General features: G+C 44.5%; 15 protein-coding genes. 11 read left to right on the top strand and 4 right to left on the bottom strand.

The window, feature by feature from the left end; genetic code table 11:
- The first annotated feature begins 21 nt into the window (after window positions 1-21).
- The gene (locus L5L94_RS03625; protein ID WP_263161199.1) at window positions 22-645 is read left to right on the top strand and encodes a riboflavin synthase subunit alpha; all 624 of its coding nucleotides are present in this window, start codon (window positions 22-24) and stop codon (window positions 643-645) included.
- A gap of 34 nt (window positions 646-679) precedes the next feature.
- Here the strand turns inward: L5L94_RS03625 and L5L94_RS03620 are convergent, their stop codons facing one another.
- Window positions 680-880, bottom strand: a complete 201-nt coding sequence (locus L5L94_RS03620; protein ID WP_028759934.1) for a CPXCG motif-containing cysteine-rich protein — start codon at window positions 878-880, stop codon at window positions 680-682.
- A 248-nt stretch (window positions 881-1,128) separates the two neighbouring features.
- A complete protein-coding gene (locus L5L94_RS03615; protein WP_028759935.1) occupies window positions 1,129-1,362 on the bottom strand; it encodes a hypothetical protein in 234 nt (77 codons plus the stop codon).
- A gap of 291 nt (window positions 1,363-1,653) precedes the next feature.
- Here L5L94_RS03615 and thrS point away from each other — a divergent pair, with 291 nt between their 5' ends.
- From thrS to rplT, 4 genes are all read left to right on the top strand, one after another.
- Window positions 1,654-3,582: a threonine--tRNA ligase gene (gene thrS / locus L5L94_RS03610; protein ID WP_028759936.1), complete on the top strand. Its 1,929-nt coding sequence runs from the start codon at window positions 1,654-1,656 to the stop codon at window positions 3,580-3,582.
- 3 nt (window positions 3,583-3,585) lie between these two features.
- Window positions 3,586-4,128 (top strand): translation initiation factor IF-3, encoded by a 543-nt coding sequence (gene infC / locus L5L94_RS03605; RefSeq protein WP_012089240.1) that lies wholly within the window; start codon window positions 3,586-3,588, stop codon window positions 4,126-4,128.
- An 84-nt stretch (window positions 4,129-4,212) separates the two neighbouring features.
- Window positions 4,213-4,407: a 50S ribosomal protein L35 gene (rpmI, locus tag L5L94_RS03600; protein ID WP_006081653.1), complete on the top strand. Its 195-nt coding sequence runs from the start codon at window positions 4,213-4,215 to the stop codon at window positions 4,405-4,407.
- A gap of 16 nt (window positions 4,408-4,423) precedes the next feature.
- Window positions 4,424-4,780, top strand: a complete 357-nt coding sequence (rplT, locus tag L5L94_RS03595; protein ID WP_006081652.1) for a 50S ribosomal protein L20 — start codon at window positions 4,424-4,426, stop codon at window positions 4,778-4,780.
- Window positions 4,781-5,046: 266 nt separating this feature from the next.
- Here the strand turns inward: rplT and trxB are convergent, their stop codons facing one another.
- Together trxB and ald are read right to left on the bottom strand one after the other, a co-directional pair.
- On the bottom strand, window positions 5,047-6,000 hold the full coding sequence (gene trxB / locus L5L94_RS03590) for a thioredoxin-disulfide reductase (RefSeq protein ID WP_105252502.1): 954 nt from the start codon (window positions 5,998-6,000) through the stop codon (window positions 5,047-5,049).
- Window positions 6,001-6,332: 332 nt separating this feature from the next.
- A complete protein-coding gene (gene ald, locus L5L94_RS03585) occupies window positions 6,333-7,448 on the bottom strand; it encodes an alanine dehydrogenase (RefSeq protein WP_028759938.1) in 1,116 nt (371 codons plus the stop codon).
- Between the two features lie 179 nt (window positions 7,449-7,627).
- On the opposite strand from ald, the gene lrp reads away from it, so the two are divergent.
- The 6 genes from lrp (at window position 7,628) to serS (ending at window position 14,936) form a co-directional block, all read left to right on the top strand.
- Window positions 7,628-8,134 carry a leucine-responsive transcriptional regulator Lrp gene (lrp, locus tag L5L94_RS03580; RefSeq protein WP_006081649.1) on the top strand — a complete coding sequence of 169 codons (507 nt, stop codon included), beginning with the start codon at window positions 7,628-7,630 and terminating at the stop codon, window positions 8,132-8,134.
- Between the two features lie 342 nt (window positions 8,135-8,476).
- Window positions 8,477-11,242 carry a DNA translocase FtsK gene (locus tag L5L94_RS03575; protein ID WP_263161195.1) on the top strand — a complete coding sequence of 922 codons (2,766 nt, stop codon included), beginning with the start codon at window positions 8,477-8,479 and terminating at the stop codon, window positions 11,240-11,242.
- A 55-nt stretch (window positions 11,243-11,297) separates the two neighbouring features.
- Window positions 11,298-11,924, top strand: a complete 627-nt coding sequence (gene lolA, locus L5L94_RS03570; RefSeq protein WP_131525571.1) for an outer membrane lipoprotein chaperone LolA — start codon at window positions 11,298-11,300, stop codon at window positions 11,922-11,924.
- An 8-nt stretch (window positions 11,925-11,932) separates the two neighbouring features.
- The gene (locus L5L94_RS03565; RefSeq protein WP_131525570.1) at window positions 11,933-13,264 is read left to right on the top strand and encodes a replication-associated recombination protein A; all 1,332 of its coding nucleotides are present in this window, start codon (window positions 11,933-11,935) and stop codon (window positions 13,262-13,264) included.
- On the top strand, window positions 13,257-13,631 hold the full coding sequence (gene crcB, locus L5L94_RS03560; RefSeq protein ID WP_028759942.1) for a fluoride efflux transporter CrcB: 375 nt from the start codon (window positions 13,257-13,259) through the stop codon (window positions 13,629-13,631). The genes L5L94_RS03565 and crcB overlap by 8 nt, the downstream gene beginning before the upstream one ends.
- An 18-nt stretch (window positions 13,632-13,649) precedes the next feature.
- Entirely contained in the window at window positions 13,650-14,936 is a 1,287-nt protein-coding gene (gene serS / locus L5L94_RS03555; RefSeq protein ID WP_263161193.1) for a serine--tRNA ligase, read from the top strand.
- The last annotated feature ends 14 nt before the right edge of the window (window positions 14,937-14,950 follow it).

The following is a 14,950-nucleotide window of genomic DNA, read 5'->3' as shown; positions in this document are numbered from 1 at the left end:
TAACGATTAAGCGAGCAGAAAATGTTTACAGGTATAGTTCAAGCCACCTGCGAGGTGGTTGCAATACATAAGAAAGATGGCCTAAATACCCTTGAGGTAGCGTTCGAACCTGATTTGCATGAGGGACTTGCGATAGGTGCAAGTGTGGCAAATAACGGGGTATGTCTTACTGTGACTCAGGTCGTTGATGATAGGGTATTTTTCGACGTAGTGGAAGAGACCTTGCGACTGACGAATCTGACTAATTTGTCTATAGGTCAAAGCGTTAATGTTGAGCGTTCGTTAACTTTTGGTAGTGAAATTGGTGGGCACATTCTCTCTGGCCATATCCATACTAAGGCCAAAGTCATCGATATTAGCCATACAGAACAGCATTATGATCTGACACTGGGCATTGAGCCTAAATGGATGGATTACATTTTTTATAAAGGTTTTGTTGGTGTTAATGGCTGTAGTTTAACGGTTGGCGAGGTGAGTGACTCCGGTTTTAAGTTGCACTTAATTCCTGAAACTCTAAAACTGACCAATTTAAGTCAGTATAAAGTGGGTGATGAACTCAATATTGAGATCGACAGCCAAACACAAATTATCGTCGACACAGTCGAGCGCGTGCTGGCCAGGCGTTTTAACGAACAAGCACGTTAGTTTTGTGACATCGCAGCGTGTAGTGCAATCTCGTTTAATAGATTTGCTCGTCGTCTGAATCGATATACAGCTCAACCGTCCGTCTCGATTCATCGATGTGTAAGCGTAAGTGAATCGGATTACAACAAATTCGGCAGTCATCGTAATAATCTTGGTCTCCACAGCTGGCATCGATACTGATATCTTGATGGTGCCCGCAGTGGGGACAAGCAATAACTTTGTTCATGACTCTCATGGTGCAACTCCTTATCGCCAATAGAGCGAATCGCTCTGCTCAATCAACGCATCTCATACTTCGTACGCTTATCGCTTATATTGTCTGCGCTTTGTCGATATTCGAAACCTGAGTGCGCTTTATGTGCTTCCTATTTGAGTATACAGCAGAGTGCAGTGCACTGACTTAGATGAAGTCGGTCTCAAAACGCAGCATGATAGACCTTCTGGTTAAATATTTTCTTGTTGGATCATTATCTCTTCTAAAAACTAGTCCTTTACCGTCACTAACCCCTCCATTTCACTGCTGTGTAACACGCCATCGCGGGCATCTTGGGTAATATCCAGCGTTAAACGCTGCATCTGTTGCTCAAGTTCACTTTTAATATCAACGAGTAACACTTGAGTATCAATCAAAGATTTGCTTGTAATTTTCACCTGCGGCTCAGGTAAAGCGGTTGCAGTGTGCGTGAGTGTTACAGCCAGTAGAATGCAGTTCAACATATCAACTCCCTTGTCATGTTTTCAGTGATGCCCAATAAACTGGCGCTAGAATAGGGGAGTTAGATGACCAAGAAGTTACCAAGACACTGCAAAATCATGAATTTGCTTTTTGTTTCCAATCCCAATTCTGGTCAATATGCTTGCGCCTTTTAGCTACAATCCCTTAGAATAAACGCCCTGCTACGCAAGGCGGCTAAGACTCCTGTACTGTCTTAACCTAGCGAGCATTTCTCTTACATTAACTAAAACCAAGTGGCCCTACGTGTGGGTCACCACTGGAAAGGACATTTCATGCCTGTAATTACACTTCCCGATGGTAGCAAACGCGAGTTTGCTCATGCTGTATCGACCCTCGATGTTGCCGCCGATATTGGCCCTGGTTTAGCGAAAGCTTGTATCGCTGGCCGCGTTAATGGCGAATTAAAAGATGCTTGCGATCTCATTGAAACCGATGCTGAGCTATCAATCATTACCGCCAAAGACGAAGAAGGTGTTGAAATTCTTCGCCATTCTTGTGCGCATTTATTAGGTCACGCGATTAAGCAAATGTGGCCAGAAACCAAGATGGCGATTGGTCCTGTTATCGATAATGGCTTCTACTATGATATCGACCTTGAGCACAAGTTGACTCAAGATGACATCGACGCATTAGAAAAGCGCATGCTTCAACTGGCAAAAACCAACTATGACGTAGTAAAACGTGTCGTTAGCTGGCAAGAAGCCCGTGATACATTCGCTGCGCGCGGTGAAGATTATAAGATTGCCATTCTGGATGAGAACATCAGCAAAGATGCGACGCCTGCGCTGTATCATCACGAAGAATACACTGACATGTGTCGTGGACCGCACGTACCTAACATGCGTTTCTGCCAGCATTTTAAATTAATGAGCATTGCCGGCGCTTACTGGCGTGGCAACTCAGAAAACAAGATGTTGCAACGTATCTATGGTACCGCTTGGGCCGACAAAAAAGCCCTGAGCACACACTTAACCCGTCTTGAAGAAGCGGCTAAGCGTGACCACCGTAAAATCGGTAAGCAGCTCGACTTGTATCACATGCAAGAAGAAGCACCGGGTATGGTGTTTTGGCATAATGACGGTTGGAGCATCTTCCTCGAATTAGAAAGATTCATTCGCCGTAAGCTAAACCAATACACTTACCAAGAAGTAAAAGGCCCATTAATGATGGACCGCGTGTTGTGGGAACGTTCTGGTCACTGGGATAAATACTCAGAAGCCATGTTCACGACCAGCAGCGAAAATCGCGAATACGCCATCAAGCCAATGAACTGCCCAGGCCACGTGCAGATCTTCAACCAAGGGTTAAAATCTTACCGCGATCTGCCATTGCGTATGGCTGAATTTGGTTGCTGTCACCGTAATGAACCTTCAGGCTCGTTACACGGATTAATGCGTGTACGTGGCTTTACGCAAGATGACGCCCATATTTTCTGTACTGACAGCCAAGTTCAAGAGGAAGTGAGTGCCTGTATCCAGATGGTTTACGATACTTACGCTACCTTCGGCTTTGAAAATATCGTAGTAAAACTGTCGACTCGCCCAGAGAAACGTATCGGTGACGATGCGATGTGGGACAGAGCGGAAGAAGCACTTAAGCAAGCTCTGCGTGCCAATAATATTGAATTCACTATTTTGCCTGGCGAAGGTGCGTTCTACGGACCCAAAATCGAATTTACTTTACACGATTGTTTGGACCGAGCGTGGCAATGTGGTACTGTGCAGCTCGATTATGCGTTGCCAAGCCGTCTTGGTGCAACTTACGTTGCCGAAGATAACAGCCGTCAGACCCCAGTGATGATCCATCGTGCTATTTTAGGCTCTTTGGAACGATTCTTGGGTATCTTGATAGAAGAATATGCAGGACGTTTCCCAACTTGGTTAGCCCCAATGCAAGTTGTCGTGATGAATATCACCGATAAACAGGCTGATTATGTTGAAGAAGTCGTAAAATTCTTCAAAGAACAAGGTATTCGAGCGTCTTTTGACTTGAGGAATGAGAAAATAGGCTTTAAAATACGCGAGCACACCTTAAGGCGTGTCCCTTATTTGTTGGTCGTTGGCGATCAAGAAATGGAAAATAAGGAAGTAGCGGTGCGTACCCGTGATGGTATCGATTTAGGTAAGATGCGACTTGAAGATTTCGCCACTAAAATCCATCAACAGATTTCGCTCCGTAGTCTCAAATTGTTGGAGGAATAGGTCATAAAGATCAAAAAAACAGCAGGGCGTCAGCCGGCCCCTAATAGAATCAATGAAGAAATCACAGGTGTACCAGAAGTACGCTTAACAGGCATTGATGGTGAAGCTATTGGTGTGGTAAGCATCAGAGATGCTCAGAATTTGGCAGATGAAGCAGGTGTAGACCTAGTAGAAATCAGCCCAAATGCTGAACCTCCAGTATGTCGCATTATGGACTACGGTAAGTTCCTTTTTGATAAGGCTAAGTCAGCCAAGGAACAAAAGAAGAAGCAAAAGCAGGTTCAGGTCAAGGAAATTAAATTCCGTCCTGGAACTGACGAAAACGACTATCAGGTAAAACTACGCAACCTGATACGTTTTCTGGAAGACGGGGACAAAGCGAAGATTACGCTTCGTTTCCGAGGTCGCGAAATGGCACACCAAAACCTGGGTATGGATCTATTGAACCGTATCAAGGCTGATTTGGACGAGTATGCGGTTGTTGAATCTTTCCCGAAAATGGAAGGCCGACAAGCAATTATGGTGCTAGCGCCTAAAAAGAAATAAGTAGGGCAAAACTTAAAGTAGCAAAGGTCTATGGCCTTTGCTCGCCTTGCTTTTTATTAAACATCCCAATGCGGAGTTTTAGAAATGCCTAAAATGAAAACAGACAAGGGTGTAGCGAAGCGTTTTAAGAAAACCGCTAATGGTTTCAAGCGCAAGCAAGCACACTTACGTCACATTTTGACGAAAAAAAGCACTAAACGTAAACGTCACTTACGTGCAAAATGTTTAGTATCAAAAGCTGACGTTCCAGCAATCGCGCGTCAATTACCTTACGCTTAATTTAGGAGATTAGAAAATGCCAAGAGTTAAGCGTGGTGTAACCGCTCGTGCTCGTCACAAGAAAGTTTTAAAACTAGCTAAAGGTTATTATGGCGCTCGTAGCCGTACTTACCGTGTTGCTGTTCAAGCAGTAACTAAAGCTGGTCAATATGCTTACCGTGACCGTCGTCAGAAAAAACGTCAATTCCGTCAACTTTGGATTGCACGTATTAATGCTGCTGCTCGTCAAAATGGTCTGTCTTACAGCCGTTTCATCAACGGTCTGAAAAAGGCGTCTATCGAAATCGATCGTAAGATTTTGGCTGACATCGCTGTATTCGACAAAGTTGTATTTGCAACTTTAGTTGAAAAAGCAAAAGAAGCGTTAAACTAAGAAATTAGTTTGTTGCTGTAGAGAAGGGACCATTTGGTCCCTTTTTTTGTGCGCCATTTTTGGCTTAACGAAATGATTTTACTTACCTAAGAACTTATATAAGTACTATCTAAGTGGTGCGGAATTAATAATCGCAAAGGAAAGACATGTGAGTGCGTGAACAATGTCGATTGGCACAGCCCGCAAAAATTTTTGCTATTGCTTAACAATTTTGACCTAAAAAAATAGCAGGCTAAGCCTGCTATTCGTTGAAAAATCGAGTCTAGTTACTTTTTAGCGTCTAAATAACGCTCTGCATCGAGTGCGGCCATACAGCCTGTGCCGGCAGAAGTAATGGCTTGACGATAATGTTGGTCCATCACATCACCACAGGCATAAACACCTTCGATACTGGTTTGCGTGGCGTTACCTTGCAAGCCACTCTGAACTTTTAAATAACCGTGGTTCATTTCCAACTGGCCTTCAAAAATACCGGTATTAGGGCTGTGACCAATAGCGACGAACACACCAGCAACGGCTAAGTCAGTGATCGAGCTATCTTTAGTGCTCTTCATCTTCAGACCTGTCACACCCATGGCATCACCAACAACTTCATCCATGGTTTGATCTAAGTGAAGGATTATGTTGCCATTGGCGACTTTGTCCATCAGACGGTCGATCAAGATTTTTTCTGAACGGAAGGTGTCACGGCGATGGATGAGGTGAACTTCAGCAGCAATATTGCTTAAGTACAGTGCTTCTTCAACGGCGGTGTTGCCGCCACCGATCACTGCGACTTTTTGATTGCGATAGAAGAAGCCATCACAGGTTGCACAGGCTGATACACCGCGACCTTTGAAAGCTTCTTCTGACTCTAACCCTAAGTAACGGGCTGAAGCGCCAGTTGCGATGATCAGCGCATCACAGGTGTACTCGCCGTTATCGCCTTTCAAACGGAAAGGGCGCTCGGTAAGGGTCACTTCGTTGATATGATCGAACAAGATTTCAGTATCGAACTTTTCAGCATGCTTCTGCATACGTTCCATCAAGGCTGGACCTGTTAAGTCGTCCGCATCGCCTGGCCAGTTTTCAACTTCAGTCGTCGTGGTTAATTGACCACCTTGTTGCATACCTGTGATCATCACAGGTTTTAAATTCGCACGCGCAGCATAAACGGCTGCGGTATATCCTGCTGGGCCTGAACCCAAAATCAATAAGTTACAATGTCTGACCTGGCTCATTTTTATCTCCGTGCCTTTAGCAAATTGCAAGGATTGTAGGGAATTTACCTGTGGGGGTAAAGTGTTGGAGGGCGATTCTTTTAGATTGCACTAATCGAGTCCATCCGTTTTAGTATGGAGAGTGTCAGTTTTACTTTACTGTGAATAAATAGCTTAAGTGTGAACCACGAAATGAAGCACGGGATGAACTTGTATAAATATGATGGTGCGATCGCAGTGGAGCCTATTTCTACCCAATAAAAAATCGGCCTCAATTGTATCGAGACCGATTTGAATTACATACTAAGTAAAGCTAGCTCAAATCCACATAAAAAGTTAATTTAATTAAAAACTTATACTAATAGTGTAGCAGGAGATGTGAACGCTAAGTTTAGGGCGTGAGCCACTTCCTTACACACCACTTTACCGTGCATGACGTTTAAGCCATTAAGAAAATGCTTGTCTTGCAACAGCGCTTCTTTATAGCCTAAATTTGCTAACTTGAGAATGTACGGTAAGGTTGCATTGTTAAGCGCAAATGTGGAAGTGCGAGCGACCGCACCAGGCATATTTGCAACACAGTAATGCACAACATCATCAACGATGTAGGTCGGATCTTGGTGAGTAGTGGCATGTGAAGTTTCAACACAACCGCCTTGATCAATCGCCACGTCAACGATAGCGCTGCCAGGTTTCATACGTGAAATCATGCTACGAGTAACCAATTTTGGCGCCGCAGCACCAGGAATTAGTACACCACCGATCACAAGATCGGCCTCAATAACATGACGTTCAATTGCATCCGCAGTTGAGTAAATGGCTTTTACAGCAGAACCGAATTGCACATTTAAACGACGTAGAGCATCAATACTGCGATCAAGCACAACAACATCAGCACCCATACCAACTGCCACTTGTGCTGCATTAGTACCAACCATACCGCCGCCGATAATGACGACTTTAGCAGGCTCAACCCCCGGTACGCCGCCCAATAACATACCGCGGCCACCAGAAGATTTCTCTAACGCCATAGCGCCAGCTTGGATTGACATACGACCAGCGACTTCAGACATAGGAGCAAGCAAAGGCAGGCCACCACGATCGTCTGTCACAGTTTCGTAAGCGATACATACGGCACCACTTTTGATTAAATCTTCAGTTTGCGGTAAATCTGGAGCAAGATGCAGATAAGTAAATAAAATCTGATCGTGACGCAACATAGCGCGTTCAACTGCTTGAGGCTCTTTTACTTTTACAATCATCTGCGCTTTAGCAAAAACTTCAGCAGCAGTCGCTAAAATTGTGGCGCCAGCATCAATATAATCTTGATCTGAAAAACCAATACCTATGCCTGCATTTGTTTCAACAAAAACGTCGTGACCTTTGATCGCCAACTCGCGAACACTAGAAGGAACCATACCGACACGATATTCGTGGTTTTTAATTTCCTTGGGAACACCAATAATCATCTTTGAGCCTCAATTGCCTGAAATCCCACTTTTAATGGGCATAATTGTTATTTTATCGTGACCTGAACGTGATTAATTCAGGGATATCTAGTATAGTATCGGCGACGCAGTTTATGCTGCTGAACTTTCGGCATACGTAGAATAAAATGTTGTTTTAGTGATAAAGCAAGGTTAAATAAATGGCATATAATAAAAAGAGTCCTGTAAAAGACTTGGATCGCATCGATCGCAACATTCTTAATGAACTACAACTTGATGGCCGCATTTCAAATGTGGAATTGTCAAAAAGAGTCGGACTAAGTCCAACTCCGTGTTTAGAAAGAGTAAAACGTCTCGAAAAGCAAGGTTACATCAATGGCTATACCGCATTGGTGAATCCTCATTTCTTGGGTGCATCCCTACTGGTATTCGTGGAAATCACATTAAGCCGTGATACTCCCGAAGTGTTTGATAAGTTTAACCGTGCAGTGCAACTACTCGATGATATTCAAGAATGTCATCTGGTTTCAGGCGATTTTGACTACTTACTGAAAACTCGTGTTTCAGATATGTCGGCTTATCGTCGCTTGTTAGGTGAAACTTTATTGAAATTACCTTCTGTTTCCGACACGCGTACTTATGTTGTGATGGAAGAAGTTAAGCACACCAGTCGTGTAGCGATAAATCATCTACTCTCAGATATCTAAATTACCCTGATTGTTTGGTTTTACAATAAGGGGCTTAGGCCCCTTATTTATCAGTAACGTCGATATGTTCATCTCATTTAACGCCTATTGCTATTAGCCTTGTATTGCCCTTAAGTTTGCTAACTTAGGGGCTTCTTTTTGTGGCATTTTTAAACAAATTTGTTAACGGAAGTGTTTGTGTAATAACTCATTCCTCCCCAAAAGCACACTAAAACACCTCAATAGACTAAATTTTGCCAATCATGACCAATTCTGTATAGAAAAACAGGCTAATGTGCTCCACATTTAGTGGGATTCTGGTATCGTTAGCCCACCTGTTTTCACTTTTATGGATTACGTCGTTTGTCTCAAGGAAATAGTGTACGCACGCTCACTGGCCTGCAACGTCTGCTGGAAGGCGGACTCATCATTTGTTGTGTTCTCGCCACTTATATTTTGCTCGCATTGACGAGTTTTAGTCCGTCTGATCCTGGTTGGAGTCAGTCGCATTTTCAAGGCGATATTAAAAACTGGACCGGAGCAGTAGGGGCTTGGATTGCCGATATTCTGTTATATTTCTTCGGCGTTACGGCTTATATCATGCCAATCATTGTCGCATCGACGGGTTGGTTATTGTTCAAGCGCGCCCATCATTTACTTGAAATTGATTACTTTTCAGTGGCCCTGAGATTGATTGGATTTTTACTGATCATTCTAGGATTTTCTGCTTTGGCGAGTATGAATGCCAACAACATCTACGAGTTTTCGGCAGGCGGAGTGGCGGGTGATGTGATCGGTCAAGCTATGTTGCCGTATTTTAATAAACTCGGCACTACCTTATTACTGCTGTGTTTCTTGGGCTCAGGCTTTACGCTGTTGACTGGGATTAGCTGGCTGACTGTGGTCGAGAAAATCGGCTTAGTCTCTATTTGGATTTATAAAAAGTTAAAATTATTGCCGCAAGCGATGAAGCGTGAGCATGAAACCGAGGATACCCGTGGTTTTATGTCCGTGGTGGATAAGTTTAAACAGCGCCGTGAATCCCAATATGTGCTAGAAAAGCCCCCCATAGTTGAAAAGCCTAAGGTGCGTGAGCGTCATATTGGTCGTAGAGCTGAGATAACCCCAACGCTATATGCTGCCACTGATGATATGGTCATTGAACCAGAAGGTATTATTACCGAAACTGAGAATAATTCGTCGCCAAAAAATAAACTATCGGCGCTTGCAAAAATTCTGAGCTTGAATGGCAGTAAAAGTAAGAGTGCACAACGGGTTGAGCCACAAATCGATAATGATGATTTGGCCGCCCATGGCAATTTTGAAGCGCCACCTTGGTTAGCTGAACCTCAACATTCAAATGCCGATGAGCAAGACAATGCCGATTTAAATTCGCATTCATTCGATCATGATGACAATGAGCCTGTGTTTAGCAGTCAAGCATTTACAGAAGATGAAGACGATGAAAGTCTAGGTTTTAGCGATGATGATGTCATTGATTTTGATACTAAAGTGTCAACAGGTGCAGTGAATCAAGCGCAGCGTAATAAGCAAGATCAAAAAGCTAAAATTGTCGATGGCATTGTGGTATTGCCAGGACAAGAAGACAAACCCGCACCGAAAAAACCGATGGATCCTCTGCCGAGTATTAACTTGCTCGACATACCTGACCGTAAGAAGAATCCGATCAGCCCAGAGGAATTGGATCAAGTCGCTCGCCTTGTTGAGCTTAAATTGGCCGATTTCAACATCATCGCCAATGTAGTGGGTGTGTATCCAGGTCCTGTGATCACACGCTTTGAATTAGAATTAGCGCCGGGCGTTAAAGCGTCAAAAATCTCTAATCTATCAAAGGATTTAGCTCGTTCATTACTGGCTGAAAGTGTGCGCGTGGTTGAAGTTATTCCGGGTAAGGCTTATGTCGGACTTGAATTGCCCAATAAATTCCGCGAAACCGTGTTTATGCGCGATGTGTTAGATTGTGCTGCCTTTACTGAGAGTAAATCCAACTTAACTATGGTGTTAGGTCAAGATATTGCCGGTGACCCAGTTGTTGTTGATCTTGGTAAAATGCCACATTTATTGGTAGCCGGTACTACAGGCTCTGGTAAGTCTGTGGGTGTAAACGTGATGATCACCAGCTTACTGTATAAGTCTGGCCCAGAAGATGTACGCTTTATCATGATCGACCCCAAAATGTTGGAATTGTCTGTCTATGAAGGCATTCCGCATTTGCTATGTGAAGTCGTGACCGACATGAAAGAAGCTGCCAATGCGCTGCGTTGGTGTGTCGGCGAGATGGAACGTCGCTACAAGCTGATGTCTATGATGGGCGTGCGTAACATCAAGGGCTATAACGCTAAAATTGCCGAAGCGAAAGCCAATGGCGAAGTGATTTTAGATCCTATGTGGAAGTCATCCGACAGCATGGAGCCTGAAGCGCCTGCGTTAGATAAGCTGCCATCGATTGTTGTCGTGGTCGATGAATTTGCTGACATGATGATGATTGTTGGTAAAAAAGTTGAAGAGTTGATTGCCCGTATTGCCCAAAAAGCGCGTGCCGCAGGCATACATTTAATTCTTGCAACCCAAAGACCGTCAGTGGATGTGATTACCGGCTTGATTAAAGCCAACATTCCCACACGTATGGCGTTCCAAGTGTCATCGCGTATCGATTCGCGCACCATTTTAGATCAACAGGGTGCCGAAACCTTGCTTGGTATGGGTGACATGTTATTTTTGCCACCGGGTACTGCGGTACCGAATCGTGTTCATGGTGCGTTCGTTGATGATCATGAAGTTCACCGTGTCGTTGCCGACTGGTGCGCCCGTGGCAAACCGCAATATATCGAAGAAATCCTCAACGGTGCCAGTGATGGTGAACAAGTATTATTGCCTGGTGAAACCGCTGAATCAGACGAAGAATACGATCCGTTATACGATGAAGCAGTTGCCTTTGTGACTGAAACTCGTCGCGGCTCGATTTCAAGCGTACAGCGTAAATTTAAGATTGGTTATAACCGTGCAGCACGGATTATTGAACAGATGGAAGCGCAAGGTATTGTTTCTGCTCAAGGCCACAACGGTAACCGTGAAGTCTTAGCGCCGCCAGCACCAAAACATTATTAAGCCGCGCTAAGGCGTAGCTTTGATACACCCAAGGGTTTACAGGGTAAGGAATAAAATGAAAAAACGATTATGCGCTGTGTTGTTAGCTTCACCTTTGCTATTTAGCGCGGCTGTGTTTGCCGATGATGCGCAGCAGCTCAGGGAAAAATTGATTGGTACCGCGTCACTAAAAGCCGATTTCAAACAAACCGTAACAGATGTCAATAAAAAGGTTATTCAAACAGGGTCTGGCATTTTTGCCTTAGCGTATCCGAATCAATTTTATTGGCATTTAACCCAGCCCGATGAATCGCAGATTGTCGCTGATGGTAAAGATTTGTGGATCTACAATCCTTTCGCCGAAGAGGTGGTCATCATGGATTTTGCTGAAGCAATCAATGCATCTCCCATCGCATTGCTCGTCCACCGCGACGATGCGACTTGGTCACAGTATTCAGTGTCCAAGAAACAAGATTGCTATGAGATCAAACCTAAGGCGATTGATTCGGGCATATTGTCCGTCAATGTGTGTTTCAAAAATACCCAGTTAGTCAACTTTAATGTTGCCGATGATAAAGGTAATTTAAGCCTGTTTGATTTAAGCAATCAGCAAGCCATCACAAATAAAGACAAAGCCTTGTTCACCTTTGTGATCCCAGACAGCGTCGATGTTGATGATCAACGTCGTAAAGCAGCGCATTAGGCTATCGCGTGAGCAGTTTATCGTTTAATTTTGCACCCGATTTTCGTCCCTTGGCCGCGCGCATGCGGCCAAGAACGATTGGCGAGTACATAGGTCAAGCCCATTTACTGGGTGAGGGCCAACCACTACGCAAAGCATTGGAAGCTGGGCGCGCCCATTCCATGATGTTGTGGGGACCGCCGGGCACAGGTAAAACAACCTTAGCTGAATTAATCGCACATTATTCAAATGCTCACGTTGAGCGCATTTCCGCGGTCACCTCTGGCGTTAAGGACATTCGCGCCGCGATTGAGCAAGCAAAAGCCGTTGCAGAATCCCGTGGCCAACGTACTCTATTGTTTGTCGATGAAGTCCACCGATTTAATAAGAGTCAGCAGGATGCCTTTCTGCCATTTATTGAAGATGGCACAGTGATCTTTATCGGCGCGACCACAGAAAATCCGTCTTTTGAAATCAATAATGCCTTACTCTCGCGGGCAAGGGTCTATCTTATCAAGCGCTTAAGCCATGATGAAATCGCCCATATAGTGACTCAAGCCTTAAACGATAACGAGCGCGGTTTAGGCCTACGACGATTTGTAATGCCAACCGATGTGCTCACCACATTGGCACAACTTTGTGATGGTGATGCCCGTAAAGCGTTAAATCTTATTGAGTTGATGAGTGATATGCTCATCGACGGTGGCACCTTTACCACTGAAATGTTAATTCAAGTGGCGGGGCACCAAGTTGCTGGTTTTGATAAGAACGGTGATCAGTTTTACGATTTAATCTCGGCTGTACATAAATCCATTCGCGGATCAGCACCCGATGCCGCGTTGTATTGGTTTTGTCGAATATTAGAAGGCGGTGGCGATCCGCTTTACGTGGCAAGGCGCTTACTGGCGATTGCCTCTGAAGATGTGGGCAATGCCGATCCTGCGGCGATGACAATCGCACTGAATGCCTGGGATTGTTTTCACCGTGTTGGCCCCGCCGAAGGTGAGAGAGCAATAGCACAAGCCATTGTTTATCTTGCCAGTGCGCCGAAGAGCAACGCTGTGTATACCGCATTTAAGGCGGCGCGTGCGTTAGCTCGCGAAACAGGGCAAGTCGAAGTGCCGCACCATTTACGCAATGCACCGACTCAGTTAATGAAAGACATCGGCATGGGAGCTGGGTATCGATATGCCCACGATGAAGCCAATGCCTATGCCAGTGGTGAAAATTATTTCCCCGAATCCCTGCAAACAGCACAGTTTTATTTTCCGACTGAGCGAGGGTTTGAGAAGCGGATCAAAGATAAATTGGCGCAATTAGCCCAGTTAGATCAAGCCAGTGAGAACAAAAGATATGACTAACATCTTATTAGTGGCTTTCGGCGGGTCAATTGGAGCAGTTTTACGCTATCTTATTTCAATATTCATGATCCAAGTATTTGGCAGCAGTTTTCCTTTTGGTACACTGTTGGTTAATGTTATAGGTTCATTTTTTATGGGCGTAATTTACGCTCTGGGGCAAATGAGTCATATCAGCCCTGAACTCAAAGCGCTTATAGGTATCGGTCTATTAGGTGCTTTGACAACGTTTTCGACTTTCTCTAATGAAACCTTGTTGCTGATGCAAGAAGGGGATTGGCTGAAGGCGATTTTGAATGTGGTGTTGAATCTAAGTCTATGTTTATTCATGGTGTACTTAGGTCAACAACTGGTTTTTTCTCGCATTTAACTATTAAGAATATATCACATGTTAGATCCTAAATTTTTGCGCAACGAATTAGAAGTTACCGCTGAGCGACTGGCTACCCGTGGCTTTATTTTAGACATAGCTCATCTCATTCAATTAGAAGAAAAACGTAAGTCACTGCAAGTGGCTACCGAAGAATTACAAGCGTCGCGTAATGCTATCTCCAAATCCATTGGCCAAGCTAAAGCCCGTGGTGAAGATGTTGACGCGATCATGGCGCAAGTGGGCGATTTAGGTTCACAGTTGGATGCCAAAAAGATTGAACTGGCCGCTATACTTGAAGAAGTCAATGCCATTGCCATGTCTATGCCTAACCTGCCTGATGAATCAGTACCAATGGGTGCCGATGAAACAGAGAACGTTGAAGTGAGACGTTGGGGTACGCCACGCACTTTTGATTTCCCAATTAAAGATCATATCGATTTAGGTGAAGGCCTAAACGGCTTAGATTTTAAAAATGCCGTTAAAATCACTGGCTCACGTTTCATCGTGATGAAAGGCCAAGTCGCCCGCTTAAACCGCGCCATTGGTCAGTTCATGTTGGACTTACATACCACAGAGCACGGTTATACCGAAGCCTATGTGCCATTACTGGTTAACGAGGCAAGCTTACTCGGCACAGGCCAGCTACCTAAGTTTGGTGAAGACTTATTCCACACTAAACCTGCGACTGAAGAAGGCCAAGGCTTGAGCCTTATCCCAACCGCAGAAGTGCCATTAACGAACTTAGTTCGCGATAGCATTGTTGATGAAGACGAGCTGCCAATAAAGTTAACAGCGCATACTGCATGTTTCCGCAGCGAAGCCGGCTCATACGGCAAAGATACCCGTGGTCTGATCCGTCAGCACCAATTCGATAAAGTTGAAATGGTGCAAATTGTTAAGCCTGAAGATTCAATGGCGGCACTTGAAGCGCTGACAGGTCATGCTGAAACTGTGTTGCAACGTTTAGGTTTACCGTATCGAACAGTGATTTTATGTACTGGCGATATGGGCTTTGGCTCAAGCAAAACCTACGATATCGAAGTCTGGTTACCAGCACAAAATACCTATCGTGAGATTTCTTCTTGCTCAAACATGAAGGATTTCCAAGCCCGTCGTATGCAAGCGCGTTACCGTGTGAAAGCAGACAATAAGCCTGCGCTATTGCATACGTTAAACGGCTCAGGTTTAGCTGTAGGTCGTACTTTAGTGGCTATTTTAGAAAACTATCAAAATGCTGATGGCAGTATCACAGTCCCTGAAGTTCTGCGTCCTTACATGGGCGGTTTGACTCAAATAGGCTAATGGAACACAAAATA

Source organism: Shewanella sp. SM21, from assembly GCF_025654335.1.
GTDB lineage: Bacteria > Pseudomonadota > Gammaproteobacteria > Enterobacterales > Shewanellaceae > Shewanella > Shewanella oncorhynchi.
Note: the sequence above shows the minus strand (reverse complement) of the source record. Positions and strands in the feature narration are given on the sequence as shown.